Origin of the sequence: Acetobacter aceti, from assembly GCF_002005445.1 — a bacterium.
Taxonomy (GTDB): domain Bacteria; phylum Pseudomonadota; class Alphaproteobacteria; order Acetobacterales; family Acetobacteraceae; genus Acetobacter; species Acetobacter aceti_B.
This window is the reverse complement of sequence record NZ_CP014692.1, coordinates 3,071,638-3,085,997: the sequence shown is the minus strand read 5'-3', so window position 1 is coordinate 3,085,997 and position 14,360 is coordinate 3,071,638. Positions and strand designations below refer to the sequence as shown.

13 protein-coding genes are annotated in these 14,360 nt (G+C 52.9%); 5 read left to right on the top strand and 8 right to left on the bottom strand.

Annotated features, from left to right (window positions below; all coding sequences use genetic code 11):
- Positions 1-73: 73 nt before the first annotated feature.
- The 5 genes from A0U92_RS14050 to A0U92_RS14025 all read right to left on the bottom strand — a co-directional run bounded on the left by A0U92_RS14050 (position 74) and on the right by A0U92_RS14025 (position 6,481).
- Positions 74-2,485 carry a TonB-dependent receptor gene (locus tag A0U92_RS14050; RefSeq protein ID WP_187668777.1) on the bottom strand — a complete coding sequence of 804 codons (2,412 nt, stop codon included), beginning with the start codon at positions 2,483-2,485 and terminating at the stop codon, positions 74-76.
- A 438-nt stretch (positions 2,486-2,923) separates the two neighbouring features.
- A complete protein-coding gene (locus A0U92_RS14040) occupies positions 2,924-4,240 on the bottom strand; it encodes a glycoside hydrolase family 1 protein (RefSeq protein ID WP_077813735.1) in 1,317 nt (438 codons plus the stop codon).
- A 29-nt stretch (positions 4,241-4,269) separates the two neighbouring features.
- Positions 4,270-5,217: a PDR/VanB family oxidoreductase gene (locus tag A0U92_RS14035; RefSeq protein WP_077813734.1), complete on the bottom strand. Its 948-nt coding sequence runs from the start codon at positions 5,215-5,217 to the stop codon at positions 4,270-4,272.
- Positions 5,210-6,226: an aromatic ring-hydroxylating oxygenase subunit alpha gene (locus A0U92_RS14030; RefSeq protein WP_077813733.1), complete on the bottom strand. Its 1,017-nt coding sequence runs from the start codon at positions 6,224-6,226 to the stop codon at positions 5,210-5,212. The genes A0U92_RS14035 and A0U92_RS14030 overlap by 8 nt, the downstream gene beginning before the upstream one ends.
- A gap of 27 nt (positions 6,227-6,253) precedes the next feature.
- Positions 6,254-6,481 (bottom strand): recombinase-like helix-turn-helix domain-containing protein, encoded by a 228-nt coding sequence (locus A0U92_RS14025; protein WP_077814480.1) that lies wholly within the window; start codon positions 6,479-6,481, stop codon positions 6,254-6,256.
- 185 nt (positions 6,482-6,666) lie between these two features.
- Here A0U92_RS14025 and A0U92_RS14020 point away from each other — a divergent pair, with 185 nt between their 5' ends.
- The gene (locus A0U92_RS14020) at positions 6,667-7,488 is read left to right on the top strand and encodes an IclR family transcriptional regulator (protein ID WP_187668776.1); all 822 of its coding nucleotides are present in this window, start codon (positions 6,667-6,669) and stop codon (positions 7,486-7,488) included.
- 7 nt (positions 7,489-7,495) lie between these two features.
- Here A0U92_RS14020 and A0U92_RS14015 read toward each other — a convergent pair whose 3' ends face one another.
- Positions 7,496-8,320: an alpha/beta fold hydrolase gene (locus A0U92_RS14015; protein ID WP_077813731.1), complete on the bottom strand. Its 825-nt coding sequence runs from the start codon at positions 8,318-8,320 to the stop codon at positions 7,496-7,498.
- Positions 8,317-9,270 (bottom strand): cupin domain-containing protein, encoded by a 954-nt coding sequence (locus A0U92_RS14010; RefSeq protein WP_077813730.1) that lies wholly within the window; start codon positions 9,268-9,270, stop codon positions 8,317-8,319. Before A0U92_RS14010 ends, A0U92_RS14015 begins: the two co-directional genes overlap by 4 nt.
- A 197-nt stretch (positions 9,271-9,467) precedes the next feature.
- Between A0U92_RS14010 and A0U92_RS14005 the strand changes: the two genes are divergently transcribed.
- Positions 9,468-10,412: a VOC family protein gene (locus tag A0U92_RS14005; RefSeq protein ID WP_077813729.1), complete on the top strand. Its 945-nt coding sequence runs from the start codon at positions 9,468-9,470 to the stop codon at positions 10,410-10,412.
- A gap of 97 nt (positions 10,413-10,509) precedes the next feature.
- Here the strand turns inward: A0U92_RS14005 and A0U92_RS14000 are convergent, their stop codons facing one another.
- Positions 10,510-11,766: an MFS transporter gene (locus A0U92_RS14000; protein ID WP_077813728.1), complete on the bottom strand. Its 1,257-nt coding sequence runs from the start codon at positions 11,764-11,766 to the stop codon at positions 10,510-10,512.
- A 189-nt stretch (positions 11,767-11,955) separates the two neighbouring features.
- Between A0U92_RS14000 and A0U92_RS13995 the strand changes: the two genes are divergently transcribed.
- The 3 genes from A0U92_RS13995 to A0U92_RS13985 are packed head-to-tail and all read left to right on the top strand — an operon-like array spanning position 11,956 to position 14,358.
- Positions 11,956-12,717, top strand: coding sequence for an SDR family oxidoreductase (locus A0U92_RS13995; RefSeq protein WP_077814479.1), 762 nt, complete (start codon positions 11,956-11,958; stop codon positions 12,715-12,717).
- A gap of 24 nt (positions 12,718-12,741) precedes the next feature.
- Entirely contained in the window at positions 12,742-13,566 is an 825-nt protein-coding gene (locus A0U92_RS13990; protein ID WP_187668775.1) for an IclR family transcriptional regulator, read from the top strand.
- A gap of 9 nt (positions 13,567-13,575) precedes the next feature.
- Positions 13,576-14,358 (top strand): SDR family oxidoreductase, encoded by a 783-nt coding sequence (locus A0U92_RS13985; RefSeq protein WP_077813726.1) that lies wholly within the window; start codon positions 13,576-13,578, stop codon positions 14,356-14,358.
- The last annotated feature ends 2 nt before the right edge of the window (positions 14,359-14,360 follow it).

Here is a 14,360-nt window from a genome sequence, read left to right as displayed (position 1 = left end):
AGATTCCTGTTCTCTATCGCAGATCAGGCGTAGCCACAAATTGTCTTAAAAGCCTTGAAATTCTAGATGAAATTCAGAATCCTACGGTAAATGTACCAATAAATGCTCGACCTGCTCCGAGATAATAAGTTGGATCAGAACCGGCGATCATGGTGCCATGAATACCGCGCGTGGCATGGGCTGCACCAGTTACCGAGTTACTACCGCTAAGATAAGTGGAACCGGCCAGATTCTGAATGTTCAGGCGAAGCTCAGGCTGCTTCAAATGAGAAAAAGAGCGGAAACGATATCCGACAGCAAGATCGACATTGGTATGGGCAGGCAGAGACTGATCATCCATGAATGTTGAATACTGACTATCAATATATTTCAGATTGACGTTACCAAATAGAGATCCGTCATCATAATTCAGACCCAATGACGCACTCCATTTCGGGGCCCGGACCGCAATTTTTCCGGCTGTTGGCAGATAGTCATTGCCTACCTGCAGATTGTTGTCTGTCGTTACACGGAGATATTCTCCTGACAGATATGGACGGAAATGATGCCAGGGACGGGTTCCGATCTCGACATCAACGCCACGACCAGTTTCGCCACCGGCATTGATAAAGGTATTCACGGAACCGCCATTGATGATCGCAGCCGTAGAAATCTGTCTATTTGTGAAATTATAGTTAAAGAAAGAGACAGTCGCCATGAGCTCTTTTCCTGTATAACGATAGCCAATTTCTTCTGATATGGAAAACTCGTTTTTCTGCTGATTGTTACCAGCGATCAGCAGGTTACCTGTCGCACCGTTGTAGCTGTTGAACATGGAATTCGCTGTAGGCATACGAAAAGCCGTGTTTCCGCTGAGAAATATCTGATGTTCGGGCGTGAACTGATAACGGAATCCAACCTGAGGCGTAACCTGAAATGCATTCTGACCGACATCAGATTGCGGACCTGGAAGGTAATTTTCTCCCGGGCGATGGATCCACACAAGTTTAACACCAGCTTCTGCTAGCAACCTGTCATTAAAAGCCCTGATTTCATCGCCAAGGTAAAGGCCATGAGTATAGGTCGTGGTCAGCCAGTCAGTAGACTTATATTCAGTGCCATTCTTCAGTCGAGCATTGGTGCTGTAACTTCCCAGAAGCGAAAGCGGCGCTCCAGAAGCGCTCACACCACCGTACGTCGTTTCATAGGTCTGCCGCGTATAGTCAAACCAGTAACCTGCTTTTAAAGTGTTGATCCCTTTCCTCCATGAGACAACAGTGTTGATGCCTGGATGTTCAATATCGAAAACTGTCGGGACATTGACCACCGTTGAAGCGCCATGAGAGGGAACACCGGACATATCCAGTGAGACGGGGGTGTTGCCATAGAACGCATTTCCTGAATTGGGCAATACGCTTCCGTAAGCAAATCCGCCCCACGAATGATAAAGGTATGGCGTGATATCAATTTTGAGAGAATTGTTCAACAAATTCAGATTGGTTGGAGCACTGACGATAATTGTTCCAGCCTCTTCTCCATGGAGTTTATAATATGAAGGATTAGTTCCAGTAAATTTATTGCTATAATTATAATTTTTTCCGTCAGCTCTGTATTGTGCCAGCGTTGGAGTGGTCAGCATGTCAAGCTGATAATCGGTATAGGAAACAACAAGCTTTGATGTTCCTATTTTACCCCAGTCTTTCTGTAATTTAAAATCAATATGGTCTCTGTGGTATGGTGATGACGGACCTCTCCAGTTATCACCAAGGAGATGTGAGTATCCGACGTAGAATTTTACACCAGAATTACCGATCAGACCGCTATCAATACGAACCGATTGCCTGTACGTGTTATATGAACCAAATGTTGCGCTGACCTGACCACCGAATTTATCGGAGGGCGTACGAAGCGTCATACTTGTAAGACCACCAGCCGCACCAATCATGGGAGCTGTCAGATCAACCGTTGTAGGCTGAAGAGTTTCAGAATCGATATTGTCACCATCCGGATACTGGGATGGAAGCGTCACATAGGTTCCCACATTATTGAGCGGTGCGCCTTCCATCAGAAAGCCAATTTCATCACCATTCAATCCACGAACAATGAAATTCCCTGACTGCATGTTGTAGGGATCTGACATTGCAACATTCGTACCTGGAACCATCCGCAACAGTTCATAGGATGATGAAGCGGGTGATTGAGCTGCAATAAAATCGCGCGTAACCGTACTGACCGCAACGGTTGAAGTCTGCTTTTTCATCAGACCTCCTCCAACATCCCGGCCAGTAACGCCACTCGGTGTACGGTGCACATTTGATTTCACGACAATCTGTTCCTCCCCCCGTGCTTCCATGGACGTTTTCCGTGGATGTGCAGCAGGCCGAACTGCTGCGCTCGCCTGAGAGCCGGGTTTGGAAACAGCTTTTGTTGTGCGGTGCTTTCCTGCTGATGCAGCATGCCCCATGACTGGTCTGGCGAAGCAGGCACCGGCCAGGATGAGAGACACTCCTGTTGTCAGGGATAACAGGGAGCGGCGTGGCAGTGTGCGGAATGTCATCATCGCCTCGTCAAATATGATGTGAAGTACCTGTTGTTCACATATGGATCATATGTCCATAACAGGATAGATTTGAATAAAACGTTCTGTCAACGAAATGTCGTATCCTCGACGTATTTTCCGACGATATTGTTACAAATCCTCCAGTCAGGAAAACCTCAAAAACGACAAAGATCTTATCCTGACAAAGAAATACCATCTGTTTTCGAAAGTCAGTCCCGGCATACAGCTCAATGACTGTTTTTGTTTTGTGTTCAAAAAGCGATGGAAAAACACATAATACGTAATCAAAAATATATTTCAGAATAAAAAATATTCTTCTGAAAATTCAGGGAGGCAGAGAAAAACGATTTTAAATGATATTTACTGAGATTGCGTTATATCGCATCAAAGTTTCCAGGATACAAACCTGTCTGGACGCATATTGCCAAGCAGAAATGCAGATTGTTTTGCTGTCCGCTCTTCCGTCTCCCTGTTGACCGCGACCAGCCCCATCCGCGGTTTATACCCAGATGCCCATTCGAAACTATCCAGAAATGACCAATGATAGTAACCACGGATGTCGATTCCGTCCGCGATCGCGCGGTTAAGCGACTCTACTGCACGTCGAATATAATCCTGCCTTTCAGTGTCATCATCCGTTGCAATGCCATTTTCTGTCACAATGACAGGGCGCTGCGAAACGGACGCGGCATACCGGCATGCACCCTCGACGCATTCCGGATAGAATTCCCATCCCATGGTCGTAAAGCGTGAGTCAGCAGGGGGCGCTACAGTACCATTCGGTCCCGTCAGGCTACGCGTATAAACCTGCACACCGATAAAATCCCCCTTTTCTCGACAGGCATGCAGCCACGCGTCATAAATTTCAGTGCGTTTCCGGTCGCGCATGAGCGGATCGCCAACAGCCTGATCATCAGTCATCGCAAGCGTCAGGCCTAAAGGATACAGACCGGGACCACTTTTGATCACATCATATGCCCGCAGATATGCGCTGATCATCGCCGCCTCTATGCACTGCGCATCTCCCGAAAGATAATAGCCAAATACCGGGGAATGACAGGATTTTGCCGCCTGTGCGAGCATGATCTCCTTCTTCCGATCACTCAAAGGGCTACCATGAAGAATGAGCTTGTGCAGATCAGGCTCATTAAAAACAGCAGCCGTACCGATCAGATCTCCGAAGGACCGTGAGGCAAGCTCGCAATAACGTAAAAAATGATCTGCTGCATCCGGAGCTTCCCATCCACCGCGGGCAGAAAACCAGAGGGGGCAGGCAAAGTGACTGTATGTAACACAGGGAATCAGATTATGCTCATGACACACCCGCAGCATATCCCTGTAATGTGCGATGGCTTCATGAGAGATAACGCCTGGTTCAGGCTCAATGCGCGACCACTCCACTGAGAACCGGAAAGAGTTCAGGCCAAGTGAGGCCAGAAGGACGATATCCTGATGATAACGGGTATAAAAATCATCAGCCCGGCCACTCCGCTCTTTAAAAACAGTTCCCGCCATTCGTTCAAGGAGCCAGATATCGGCATTGGTGCTGTTACCTTCCGTCTGATAGCCAGCTGTTGCCGCCCCCCAGAGAAAAGGAAGTGTCAGATTGGCGGAACGAGATTCAGCGCAGGCGGAAGAAGTTCGGGCAAGCAGACCAGAAGCTGTTCCGGACAGAAAACTACGGCGTGTCAGTGCTGACAATGCGTCTCTCCCCTGTCCCCATGGAATGTTTAAAGATCAAGCAAGAGTTTGCCGGAACGACAGCGTGAAACGCAGATCATCATGGTCTTGTGGCTTTCTTTTTCGCTTTTGCTCAGCACACTGTCCCTGTGTTCCGGAACACCCGATAAAACTCGTGTCTCACAACTCCCGCAAATTCCTTCGCGGCATGAAAGATCAACCGGAATCCCTGCGGCCTCCAGCACATCACCAATGCTTTCGTCAGGAGGAATTGCAAAAACCTTATGAGATTTCACGCATTCGACTTCAAAAGCAGCTTCAGTATCCGGTTTGGCAACGGCAACCGCAGCAAAACGTTCAAAATGGACCCGTTCCTCAGGCAAATGAGCTGTCGCATCTTCAAAAGCGGACAACATCGGAGCCGGACCACAGCAATAAAAATCCGCGTCAGGATGAGCGCCGATAATGGAGGCGATATCGAGAGGGGCACCAGTTTCGCTATCAATATGATAGACGTGTTCACGACTTATCGCATTGATCTCACGAGAGAAAGCAAGGCGGGAATGGTCGCGTACGGCGTAATAAAGCACTGGCCGACGACCAAGTGTATGTAGGCGATGCATCATCGACATCATGGGAGTGATGCCGATGCCGCCTGCGATCAGAACATGATCCTGTGAGGTTTCATTCAGTTCAAAGTTGTTGCGTGGTTTGCCAATATCGAATTCGGCGCCAATCCGTAGTGTCTCGTGAATATAGCGCGATCCACCGCGACTTGCAGCATCCCTTGCAATACCGACAACATAGCGATCAGTTTCCGCCGGATCATTACTCAGCGAATAGCTGCGGACAATGCCTCCCGGAAGATGAAGGTCAATATGACTGCCTGCTGTAAAGCGGGGCAGAGGGCCTCCATCCAGCGCACGGAGTTCAAGGGAGACAATATCCTTTGCCTCCCACTTCAGCACACACGCCCGAACACGAAGAAGATCAGGCATGAGCTAATGTCTCAAGCTGTTTTTCAGCTTTCTGTTTGAGATACCGGCGCAAACGGACAAGACCTGCATCATGCTGATAAAGAATCTCCCGCTGGTTCGCGCCTGGTTCATAATCCTCAATCAGAACGCGGTCCTGCTCAAGCACATGCCAGTGCCTTCCCTCCAGCCTGTTCCGATAGAGGAAACGCCAGGCATCACGCTGCCAACCCGAAACCTTTCGTAGTCGCCAGAAGAAAACCGCACTCCATCCGTCCTGCATGGGAGAGCAGCTTCCCAGAATCATGAAATTTCCGCCGGGACCGCCTGTTTTCGGATAAGGGATCTCAAGCTTGAGCCACATGGAACCGATATCGATGAACTCGGTCCAGTCAAAATTGACGTCACGCTGGCCTTCTTTCTCAAAAACAAATCCATGTTCCGTTTCAACGATCTGGAAATTGGCGGTCGCCTCGCCCTCCGACATCGAGTGAGAATGATGGTGCAGAAAAGTACCGTGCATCGGGTCCATGACATTATCGATTACATAACGATAATCGCCGCCCCATTCCGTATAGCACACGAAATGACTGTATTCAGGATCTTCCAGTTCCGGCGGTACACGCAGCGGGGTCGGAGGCGTATCCTTTGTTTCTCCGACAAACAGGAAAACCGCGCCACCACGCTCCTCAAGCGGGAAGGATCGCGTCGCGTGCATCCCCTCCAGACGGCAGCCGGGAGCGCCGGGCACCTTGACGGCGACATCATCCGCATCAACCTGCACACCATGATAGGGACATGCGATTTTATTACCGAGCGGCGTGCCCTGAGAAAGAGGTGCGCCACGATGCGGGCAGTGATCTTCCAGAGCGTAGGCTCGTCCGGTATGATCCCGCCAGAGTACAATGCGAAAACCACAGCGATAGATGGAAACGGGTGTTGCCGTCACCTGATTTGACGGCAGAACGGCATACCACTGGTTTCGCAGACCGGTGCGCAGTCTGGTTTCAAGTGCGTCAGCGGAAATGGTCATGACGGGTTCCTGTTCCTGAATTGGGCTTCAGTCCGCGAGTCGGGCAAGTTCATCGGCAAGGGAACGCTCAGTCCAGCTTCCACCATCGGGCGCCGGGATATCGCGTTCGGTCATGACAGAGATAATCTCGGAAAGCGTCGTCGCCCCGCGGGCAAAGGCGCTCTCCAGCACGTCACCAAGCATGTTTTCATACGGATCCGGCTCGTGTGTACGCGTCTGCCAGGTTTCATTGTAAGGAACAAAAGGCTTTTTCATCGTACGGTCCTCCTGAGCGGGGTAATCCCGGCCTGCTCCACCGAGCATGAACACCTTTTTGACCATATATGGTCTACATGATCAATATAGGTCATTATTACGATACCATAATGGAAAAGGCAAGAGTCGTCTGCAGCCTTTGCGACGTCACGCAATCTTTTCCTGAATGGAAATCCCTGCGTAGAATGAACGCCATGATTCCTGACCTCAGCAACGCATCCCCTGATGAAACACCGGATGGAGATCGTTACATTGTGCCCGGCCTGATCCGGGGCCTTGCGATCCTCGAAGGTTTTTCGCAAAACAATCCGGAACAGAGTCTTGCCGCCATCGCGCGCGATACAGGTCTTCCCCGCGCGACGGTTTTCCGAATCCTCCATACCCTGGAAGTCGCCGGGTATCTGGAACGCAACCCCGCACGTAAAACATTCCGGCTTGGGAACCGCGTGCTGCGATTGGGCTACAACGCCCTTTCCGGCCGTAGCCTGAGAGATATTGCCACTCCTATTCTCGAACGACTCCGTGATGAGACGGGCTGCACGACTCATCTGGTCGTGCGGGAAGGAACGGATGTAGTCTATATCGCCCGTTGTCTGGGAGCGACACGTGTAGACAGTCTGATCGGCGTCGGCACACGACTTCCGGCTCATGCGACAGTCATTGGCCGCACCTTGCTCTCTCACATGCCTCTGCCGGACGTGGTACGGCTTTACGATGGTTATGATTTTCCCACCTATACGGATGCGACCCCCGCCGATCTGGGAGAGTTGGTGGCGCAACTTGAAGCGGACCGTCCCCAGCGCAGTCTGGCGAGCTGGGGCTATTTCGAACCTGATGTCGCGAGTATCGCCGCTCCTGTCCGGAATCGCGCGGGAATTGCCGAAGCTGCTGTCAACGCCATCTGCTCGCTGGACGCTTACGATCGGGCTGCGCTTGAGGACGTCGTGCGTGTCCGCGTAGAAAACGCCGCCGAAGAAATTTCGGTGGCGCTGGGATATCAGGGATGAGACAGCTTCATGCAGACAATGCATCGGCCAGTGCGGCCTGAAATTGTTCCGGGGCCTGCAGATAGGAAGCATGTCCCGCGTCCTTGATGACATGAAGCCGGGCCTGCGGAAAAGCTGTTGCCAGTTGCTGAACGATTTTGAGTGGAACGATGATGTCTTCCTCAGCGCCTATCAGATGAAGTGGCCCCGTCCAGCGGGCAAGATCTTCAACGAGACGTCCACAGGCAAGAAGATGCACGGCGTCACAATATCCCTCGACCGAGACCCGCGCCATCGCAGCTTCGGCTTCTGCGAGCATCTCTTGAGATGCCTGTGGAGTCAGAGTCCGTGGAGCGCGGCGGGCAGCCATTCCTGCTGATCCGAACTGACGAATATCGTCAATTCGTGCCTGGAGGGCGGGCAGCAGATCAGCGCCCCGCTCCTGCCCATACCCGCGCGCCGGACTGGAAATCACGAGAGTGCTGACCCGTTCGGGCGACGTGGCAGCAAAGCGGGCCGCCGTGATCGCTCCAAGAGAATGCCCCACCATTACACACCGATCGACACCAAACGCATCCAGTCCTTGCGCCAGCTGATCAGCCCAGATACCCGCATCGCCCGGGAAAACATCATCCGATAATGGTGAGCTTTCCGCATAACCCGGCGCGTTCCAGGCCAGAACATGCCTGTGGGGCGCAAAGGCGGCGATCTGCTTTTGCCAGAGCAGGGCATCCGACCCGATCCCGTGCAGCAGAACCAGAGCAGGCGCATCAGGATCACCTGCCTCCAGCCAGGTCAGGGAACCGCCGGACGGGGTCGTGTGCGATATGACGGAACAATGCGGAACTGTCATGTCGTGATCGGCTGGTAGTCCGGATCACCCGCAAGAGGCGACCCTATGGCGACGAAAACGGTTGCCGCGTTCGCCTCATCGTTCCGGAAATAACGCGTTCTGCCAGCAGGAGAAACGAACACGTCTTTTGGTCCGATTTGACGTTCGATCGTCTTGCCGTCTTCTTCCCAGCCGACGGTGATATGGCCGTCAAGCACCAGCCACGCTTCCTCGCAGGTACGGGTATAGGGTTTCACACCGGTGCCGGGCGGGATCAGAAACATCTCTTTCCGGGCTGTGGAGGGAGGTGCGCCTCCCTCTCCAACATAGATTTTTCTACCAAAACCGGCGGCCGTCCACTCAGTGGGCTGTTCGTCATAACGCACAACATAATGCGCCATCATGCGCTGGAGAGGATGTTGCCCTTCCGGATCGACCCTCAGAACCTGACCATCCCGTGCGCCAAAGGAAGCCGCAAGATCTGCATCCACGTCCTTGGGATGATAAAGATAGCGTGGCGGCAGAGGCTTGCCGACCCCGACCAGGACCGACATGGTAACCGGCGTAACACCAGCATTGCGAAACCCATGCGGAATCTCACGCGCATTCAGGATCATGTCCTTAGGGCCGAGCGGCGCTTCCACCACGACCCCGTCTTCTTCCCACCCTACGGTGAGCACGCCATCCAGCACGAGAAAGGCTTCCTCGATTTCGTGCGCGTGACATGCCGCATATTTACCGGGATGTTTGTAGATCAGGCTCAGCGTAAAGTGTTCCGGCTTGAGCGTTTCACTGTCATTGACTTTCGGCGAACCGCCTGACCCGATAAACCGCATCTGCGCCCGTTCGAGGTCAGCAAAACCACGATTGGACGGAAACGCATCCCAGTCAAAAGTTTTTTCCGTAAATTTCAGGAGATGACGACGAAAATCCTGATTGAGTGAGGAGTTGTTTTCTGTAAGCCCCGACATGGAAAACTCCTGATGAGATGGCGCATCGCACGCCATATTTTATTCGCAATGATCATTTCATATTACAAACATTTGTGGCGATTCAAGAAAAAATATAACTGTAATATCGATTATTTTCGCTGTAATCAGTGTAAGATCAAAAAATACCAGAGAAAAACCCTTCATTTGTTTTATATATGAAACACAAGAGGATCGTTATGGCTTTATATGGCATCGACGCCGTAATCTTCGGTGTGCAGGATATGGACGCCTCATTGCGCTTCATGCGCGACTGGGGACTGCATGAAAGATCAATATCACCAGATCAGCTCGTTTTTGAAACGCGCGATGGTTGTGCGGTCATCGTAAAACCAGCTGACTCGCCGGACCTTCCCGCCGCGATCGAAGGCGGCAATACAGTGCGGGAAGTCATCTGGGGTGCCCGCGATCAAAAAGGACTTGATGAAACGTTGGTGCGTCTTGGTGATGCTGTCTCCATCGGCACTGATGGACTGCCTCGCGTTTCCGACCCGAATGGTCTGTCTCTTGCGTTCAGGGTAACGCAGCGTCGTCCCGTGACAGGCGCACCGACAATGCCGAATGCTCCCGGAGCCTATCACCGGATCGATAAACGCGGACCGGTTATTACGCAGGCCGATCCGATCCAGATTGGCCACATCGTACTGTTCGCCGCCGATTTCGCAGCCATGCGGGCATTCTACACAGAACAGCTCGGTTTTGTTGTGAGCGACGAATATCCGAATCACGGTTGCTTCATGCGCTGTCAGATTCGGGGTGGCCATCATAATCTTTTCATTCTGAACCGTCCGGGCAAGGCAGGCATCAATCATGTCGCCTTCACTTTAAACGACATTCATGAAGTTGTTGGGGGTGGTCTCGCAATGTCCCGCAAAGGCTGGAACACCGAAATCGGACCGGGACGGCACCCGATTTCATCAGCCTATTTCTGGTATTTCGAGAACCCTCTGGCAGCACCGCTCGAATATTATGCCGATGAAGATTACTGCACCGAAGCCTGGGAACCGCGGATATGGGAACGCCGTCCGGAAAATTTCGCAGAATGGGCTGTTGCCGGCGGCATCGATGGCGCCACGCGCCGTCAGAAGATAAAAGCCGAGGACAGCACTCGGGGGCACAAATAACATAAAACCATCCAGGCTGGACAAAGGGCTGTTACCTCTTTGTCCATCCAGATGGCTCTCGGGGATTCATTATTGTTGCCGTAGCCGGGTCTGTCTATCAGTCTCCGGCCAGATCAGTCTCACCGGCCCGATAACGAACGAGCAGCATCACCAGTCCCGCCAGAAGGTAGGGCGCCAGAAACATCAGCACAGCCCCGCGCATGTGGGAAGAGAAATCATCCCCCATTACAGCGACAAAGATATACCCCGAGACGGACGCTCCAATATAATAGACCGTGAGCAGCACACCGATAGCGAGAGAAGCTCTGGCCGCCGGAGCCTGCTCACGTGAAAGGGCGTAACAGTTGCCGTACACTCCGCCCACACCGATGCCATAGATCAAAGAGAGGATAATCGCACTCAGGGGGTGCAGGGACCAGAGGAACAGGACGGCGCCGGCCACACCGGTTAGAACGGACAGGATTCCCACCCCCGCACGCCGGTCTGTACGATCCAGCAGCAGGCCGATCGGGATGCCACCAAGAATATTACCGATGCCGAAGCAGCCGAAAGCCACTGAAGCCTGCTCAGGAGTCAGGTGATGTCCAATACGTCCATAAGTCTGAAACAGCGACATATAAGCGTAGCAACACAGGCCATTCACAACTGCCAGCCCATAGGTCGACAGCAACCCTGGCGTAAACAGCCATGACCATTCTTTCTCTGTAGCAGTTTCCAGCGGGTCCGCCTGCAAGCGTCTGGGAACCAAAAACAGCAGGCAGAATCCGGCGACGACTCCGAACATCCCCATCAGCTTGAATGGAAACCGCCAGTCCCCACCACCAAGATGCTGAAGAAAAAGCACGACGCGTGGCCCCACAAACATGCTGAGACCAAAAATCGTAGTAGCGCCTCCAATCGCGGTTCCACGCCAGCGCGGGAACAGCGCGACAATGAACATGAACAACGCGATGCTGAAAACCGATTCGCCAGCACCGGTTGCAAGACGCCCTATCAAGAGAGTCTGGATATTCGAGGCAATTCCGGAAAGCAGCGTCCCTGCTGAAAACAGAAGGGTGCTGAATCCAAGGGCGCGGCGCAGTCCAAGACGTGAAACGAGAAGACCAGCAGGAAGAGACAATACCGCAATGCCAAGTGTGAAAATACTTGCCATCAACCCGGCTGTCCGCTGGTCGAGATTCAGCGCTTTCCTCAATTCCACAAGCTCGACCGGCATGACAAGACGGTCCCAGCCATAGAAAACATAGGTGATCGCCATCAGCGCAATAACCGGCAGCAGAGCAGGGATCTTTGAAAAAGATGTATCCGTCGCACGGAAAGCCTCGTTCCTGACATCCGAATCAGCGCTCTGCATGGTGCCTCAATCCTTATTGTTTCGAATCCGGTTCGATATCGCGATCAGTGCCTGTCATGGTCGCACTGTCAATGCACAGATCATTTGACACAACCGAAACGATTCAGTAACCCAAATAAGGATCATATGCCCATATATGATCATATTGTAATCGAAATCAGATCGGTCCGGCGTAAAGGAACTGCTTTCATGCATGTCTCATTATCCAGTCTTGCCGGGCATCGTGTTGTGATTACCGGCGGTGCGCGCGGCCTGGGCGAAATCATCGCGGAAGCCTGCGCTGCAGCCGGAGCCGAGTTGTGGCTGGCTGATATTCTTGAAGAAGGCGGAAAAACCGCTGACCGGATTGCGGCAAAGTATGAGGTTCCGGTCAGTTTCTCATGTGTCGATCTGGCCGCACCCGAATCAATTGCGACATTTGCAGAAACGGTGAGAGGCAAATGGGACAGCATTGACGGGTTGGTAAACAACGGCGCCATTGCAACCAATGTTGGAGGTAAGAATTTCGAGGATATCGAAATCGAACTCTGGGACAGGGTGCAAACGGTCAATGTACGCGGAACATGGCTTATGACCCGCGCATTAAGCCCGCTATTTTCCACCCGTGGCCGGATCGTCAATATCGCCTCCGACACTGCCCTTTGGGGCGCACCGCGTCTGCTGGCCTATATCGCCAGTAAAGGCGCGGTCATCGCCATGACTCGCTCCCTTGCACGCGAACTTGGTCCCCGTGGAATAGGCGTAAGCGCCGTCGCACCGGGTATCATGCGGACCGAAGCAACCGAATACGTCCCACAGGAGCGTCATGATCTTTATGAAACTGGCAGGGCTGTACCAGGCCCACAGTATCCTGAAGACATTGTCGGCGTCGTTGCCTTCCTGTTGACTGAACCTGCTCTGTCGTTGACCGGACAGGCTCTTCCGGTCAACGCAGGTTTTGTTTTCACCTGAATGACGACGGAAGGTCACATCAGCATGTCCGATCCAGAACACAACACCGACGAAAGCAGCTATATTTCGCCGCCCGTTCAACGTGCGGCCAAACTTCTCCGTTATATCGGGGAAGGAGGCTCTTTGGCCAATATCCGCTCAGCTGCCTCAACACTGGGCATCAGCAGGACCACTCTTCTCCGTCTGCTGCACACGCTGGAGACAGAACGCTTCATCGAACCTGTGCGTGAAGGTGAATACCAGATCGGCATCGGCCTTGTCAGTCTGGTTGGAGAAAGCGCGTTCGGTCAGGATCTTGTCCGTATCGCTTTGCCCGTTGTTGCAAAACTCGCTGAAAAAACGGGTCTGTCTGCGCATCTCGGGGTCCTTGACGGACGTGAGGCTGTCTATCTGGCTCGCCGTGTGCCAAATGTGCCGCTGGCAAGCAACATCTCGGTCGGATCGCGTGTCGGCGCACACGCCACCACGCTCGGGCGGGCTATTCTCGCATGGATGGATCCTGCCGAAGTCAGAAAACTTTATGAAGACCGGCCTCTCGGTCGGTACACGAACCGTACGCCCTCTTCGTGGACCGCACTTCAGGAGACCCTGCATCGTGAACAACAGATCGGATATTCCGAAAGCGACGGGCTGTATTCAGACGGCGTAAGCTCCATTGCCGCTCCGATCTTCGATGAATCGGATCGTGTGATCGCCTCCGTCAATGTAACCGGACCGACAACACTTTTTGAAATGAGTGATAGTCGCCGCAAAAAAATTGTCGGGTCTGTTCTGGATGCCGCCAGAGAAATTTCAGTGCGTCTTGGATGGCGTGAAAATGCTTCAGATAAATCTTACAGCATCTCATAGGAGAACAAAATGGATCTCGGCCTGAGGGGAAAAGTTGCTGTTGTCACGGGAGGAAGTTCAGGAATAGGTCTCGCGACCGCCCGCAGGCTTCTTGGTGAAGGTATGGCGGTTGCGATCTGTGGCCGTGATCCAGTCAGGCTAGAACAGGCGCGGGCGTCGCTTTCCAGTCACGGAGATGTACTCGCGCAGCAATGCGATATTCTGGACAAGGCGAATGTCCTGGCGCTGTGTCATGCCGTCACCGTCTGGCGCGGTGCATGTGACCTCCTCGTCAACAATGCCGGGCAGGGCCGTGTGTCGACATTCGCAGACACGACGGATGAAGCCTGGCATGAGGAGCTGACTCTTAAATTTTTTAGTCAGATCAACACGATTCGTGCTTTTGAGGCGATGCTGAGAGCCTCCGGACAAGGCGCTATCGTCGCGGTCAACTCTCTGCTGGCCTACCAGCCGGAACCACATATGGTGTGCACATCAGCTGCCCGGGCCGGTGTGCAGAACCTGCTGAAATCTCTTGCCGGAGAGCTCGCGCCGGTTATCCGGGTCAATTCAGTTGTCGTAGGCCTGATTGAATCAGGACAGTGGGATCGTCGCTTTGCGGCGCGTGAAGACAAATCCAACGACCGCGACACATGGTTTTCCGATCTCGCCCGGAAAAAGAATATTCCCCTGGCGCGGCTTGGGCTTCCGGAAGAAGTCGCCAACGCGATCGCCTTCCTCGGGTCCCCGGTAGCCTCCTACACGACAGGCTCACAGATCGAAATTTCCGGCGGCCTCTCTCGCCATATCTGACG

Coding starts and splice junctions, on each gene's coding strand:
- A0U92_RS14025 (WP_077814480.1), bottom strand. CDS start 6,481: ATGAAAAAGCCTTTTGTTCCTTACAATGAAACCTGGCAGACGCGTACA.
- A0U92_RS14010 (WP_077813730.1), bottom strand. CDS start 9,270: ATGTCGGGGCTTACAGAAAACAACTCCTCACTCAATCAGGATTTTCGT.
- A0U92_RS14000 (WP_077813728.1), bottom strand. CDS start 11,766: ATGCAGAGCGCTGATTCGGATGTCAGGAACGAGGCTTTCCGTGCGACG.
- A0U92_RS13990 (WP_187668775.1), top strand. CDS start 12,742: ATGTCCGATCCAGAACACAACACCGACGAAAGCAGCTATATTTCGCCG.
- A0U92_RS14030 (WP_077813733.1), bottom strand. CDS start 6,226: ATGACCATTTCCGCTGACGCACTTGAAACCAGACTGCGCACCGGTCTG.
- A0U92_RS14005 (WP_077813729.1), top strand. CDS start 9,468: ATGGCTTTATATGGCATCGACGCCGTAATCTTCGGTGTGCAGGATATG.
- A0U92_RS14020 (WP_187668776.1), top strand. CDS start 6,667: ATGAACGCCATGATTCCTGACCTCAGCAACGCATCCCCTGATGAAACA.
- A0U92_RS13985 (WP_077813726.1), top strand. CDS start 13,576: ATGGATCTCGGCCTGAGGGGAAAAGTTGCTGTTGTCACGGGAGGAAGT.
- A0U92_RS13995 (WP_077814479.1), top strand. CDS start 11,956: ATGCATGTCTCATTATCCAGTCTTGCCGGGCATCGTGTTGTGATTACC.
- A0U92_RS14015 (WP_077813731.1), bottom strand. CDS start 8,320: ATGACAGTTCCGCATTGTTCCGTCATATCGCACACGACCCCGTCCGGC.
- A0U92_RS14035 (WP_077813734.1), bottom strand. CDS start 5,217: ATGCCTGATCTTCTTCGTGTTCGGGCGTGTGTGCTGAAGTGGGAGGCA.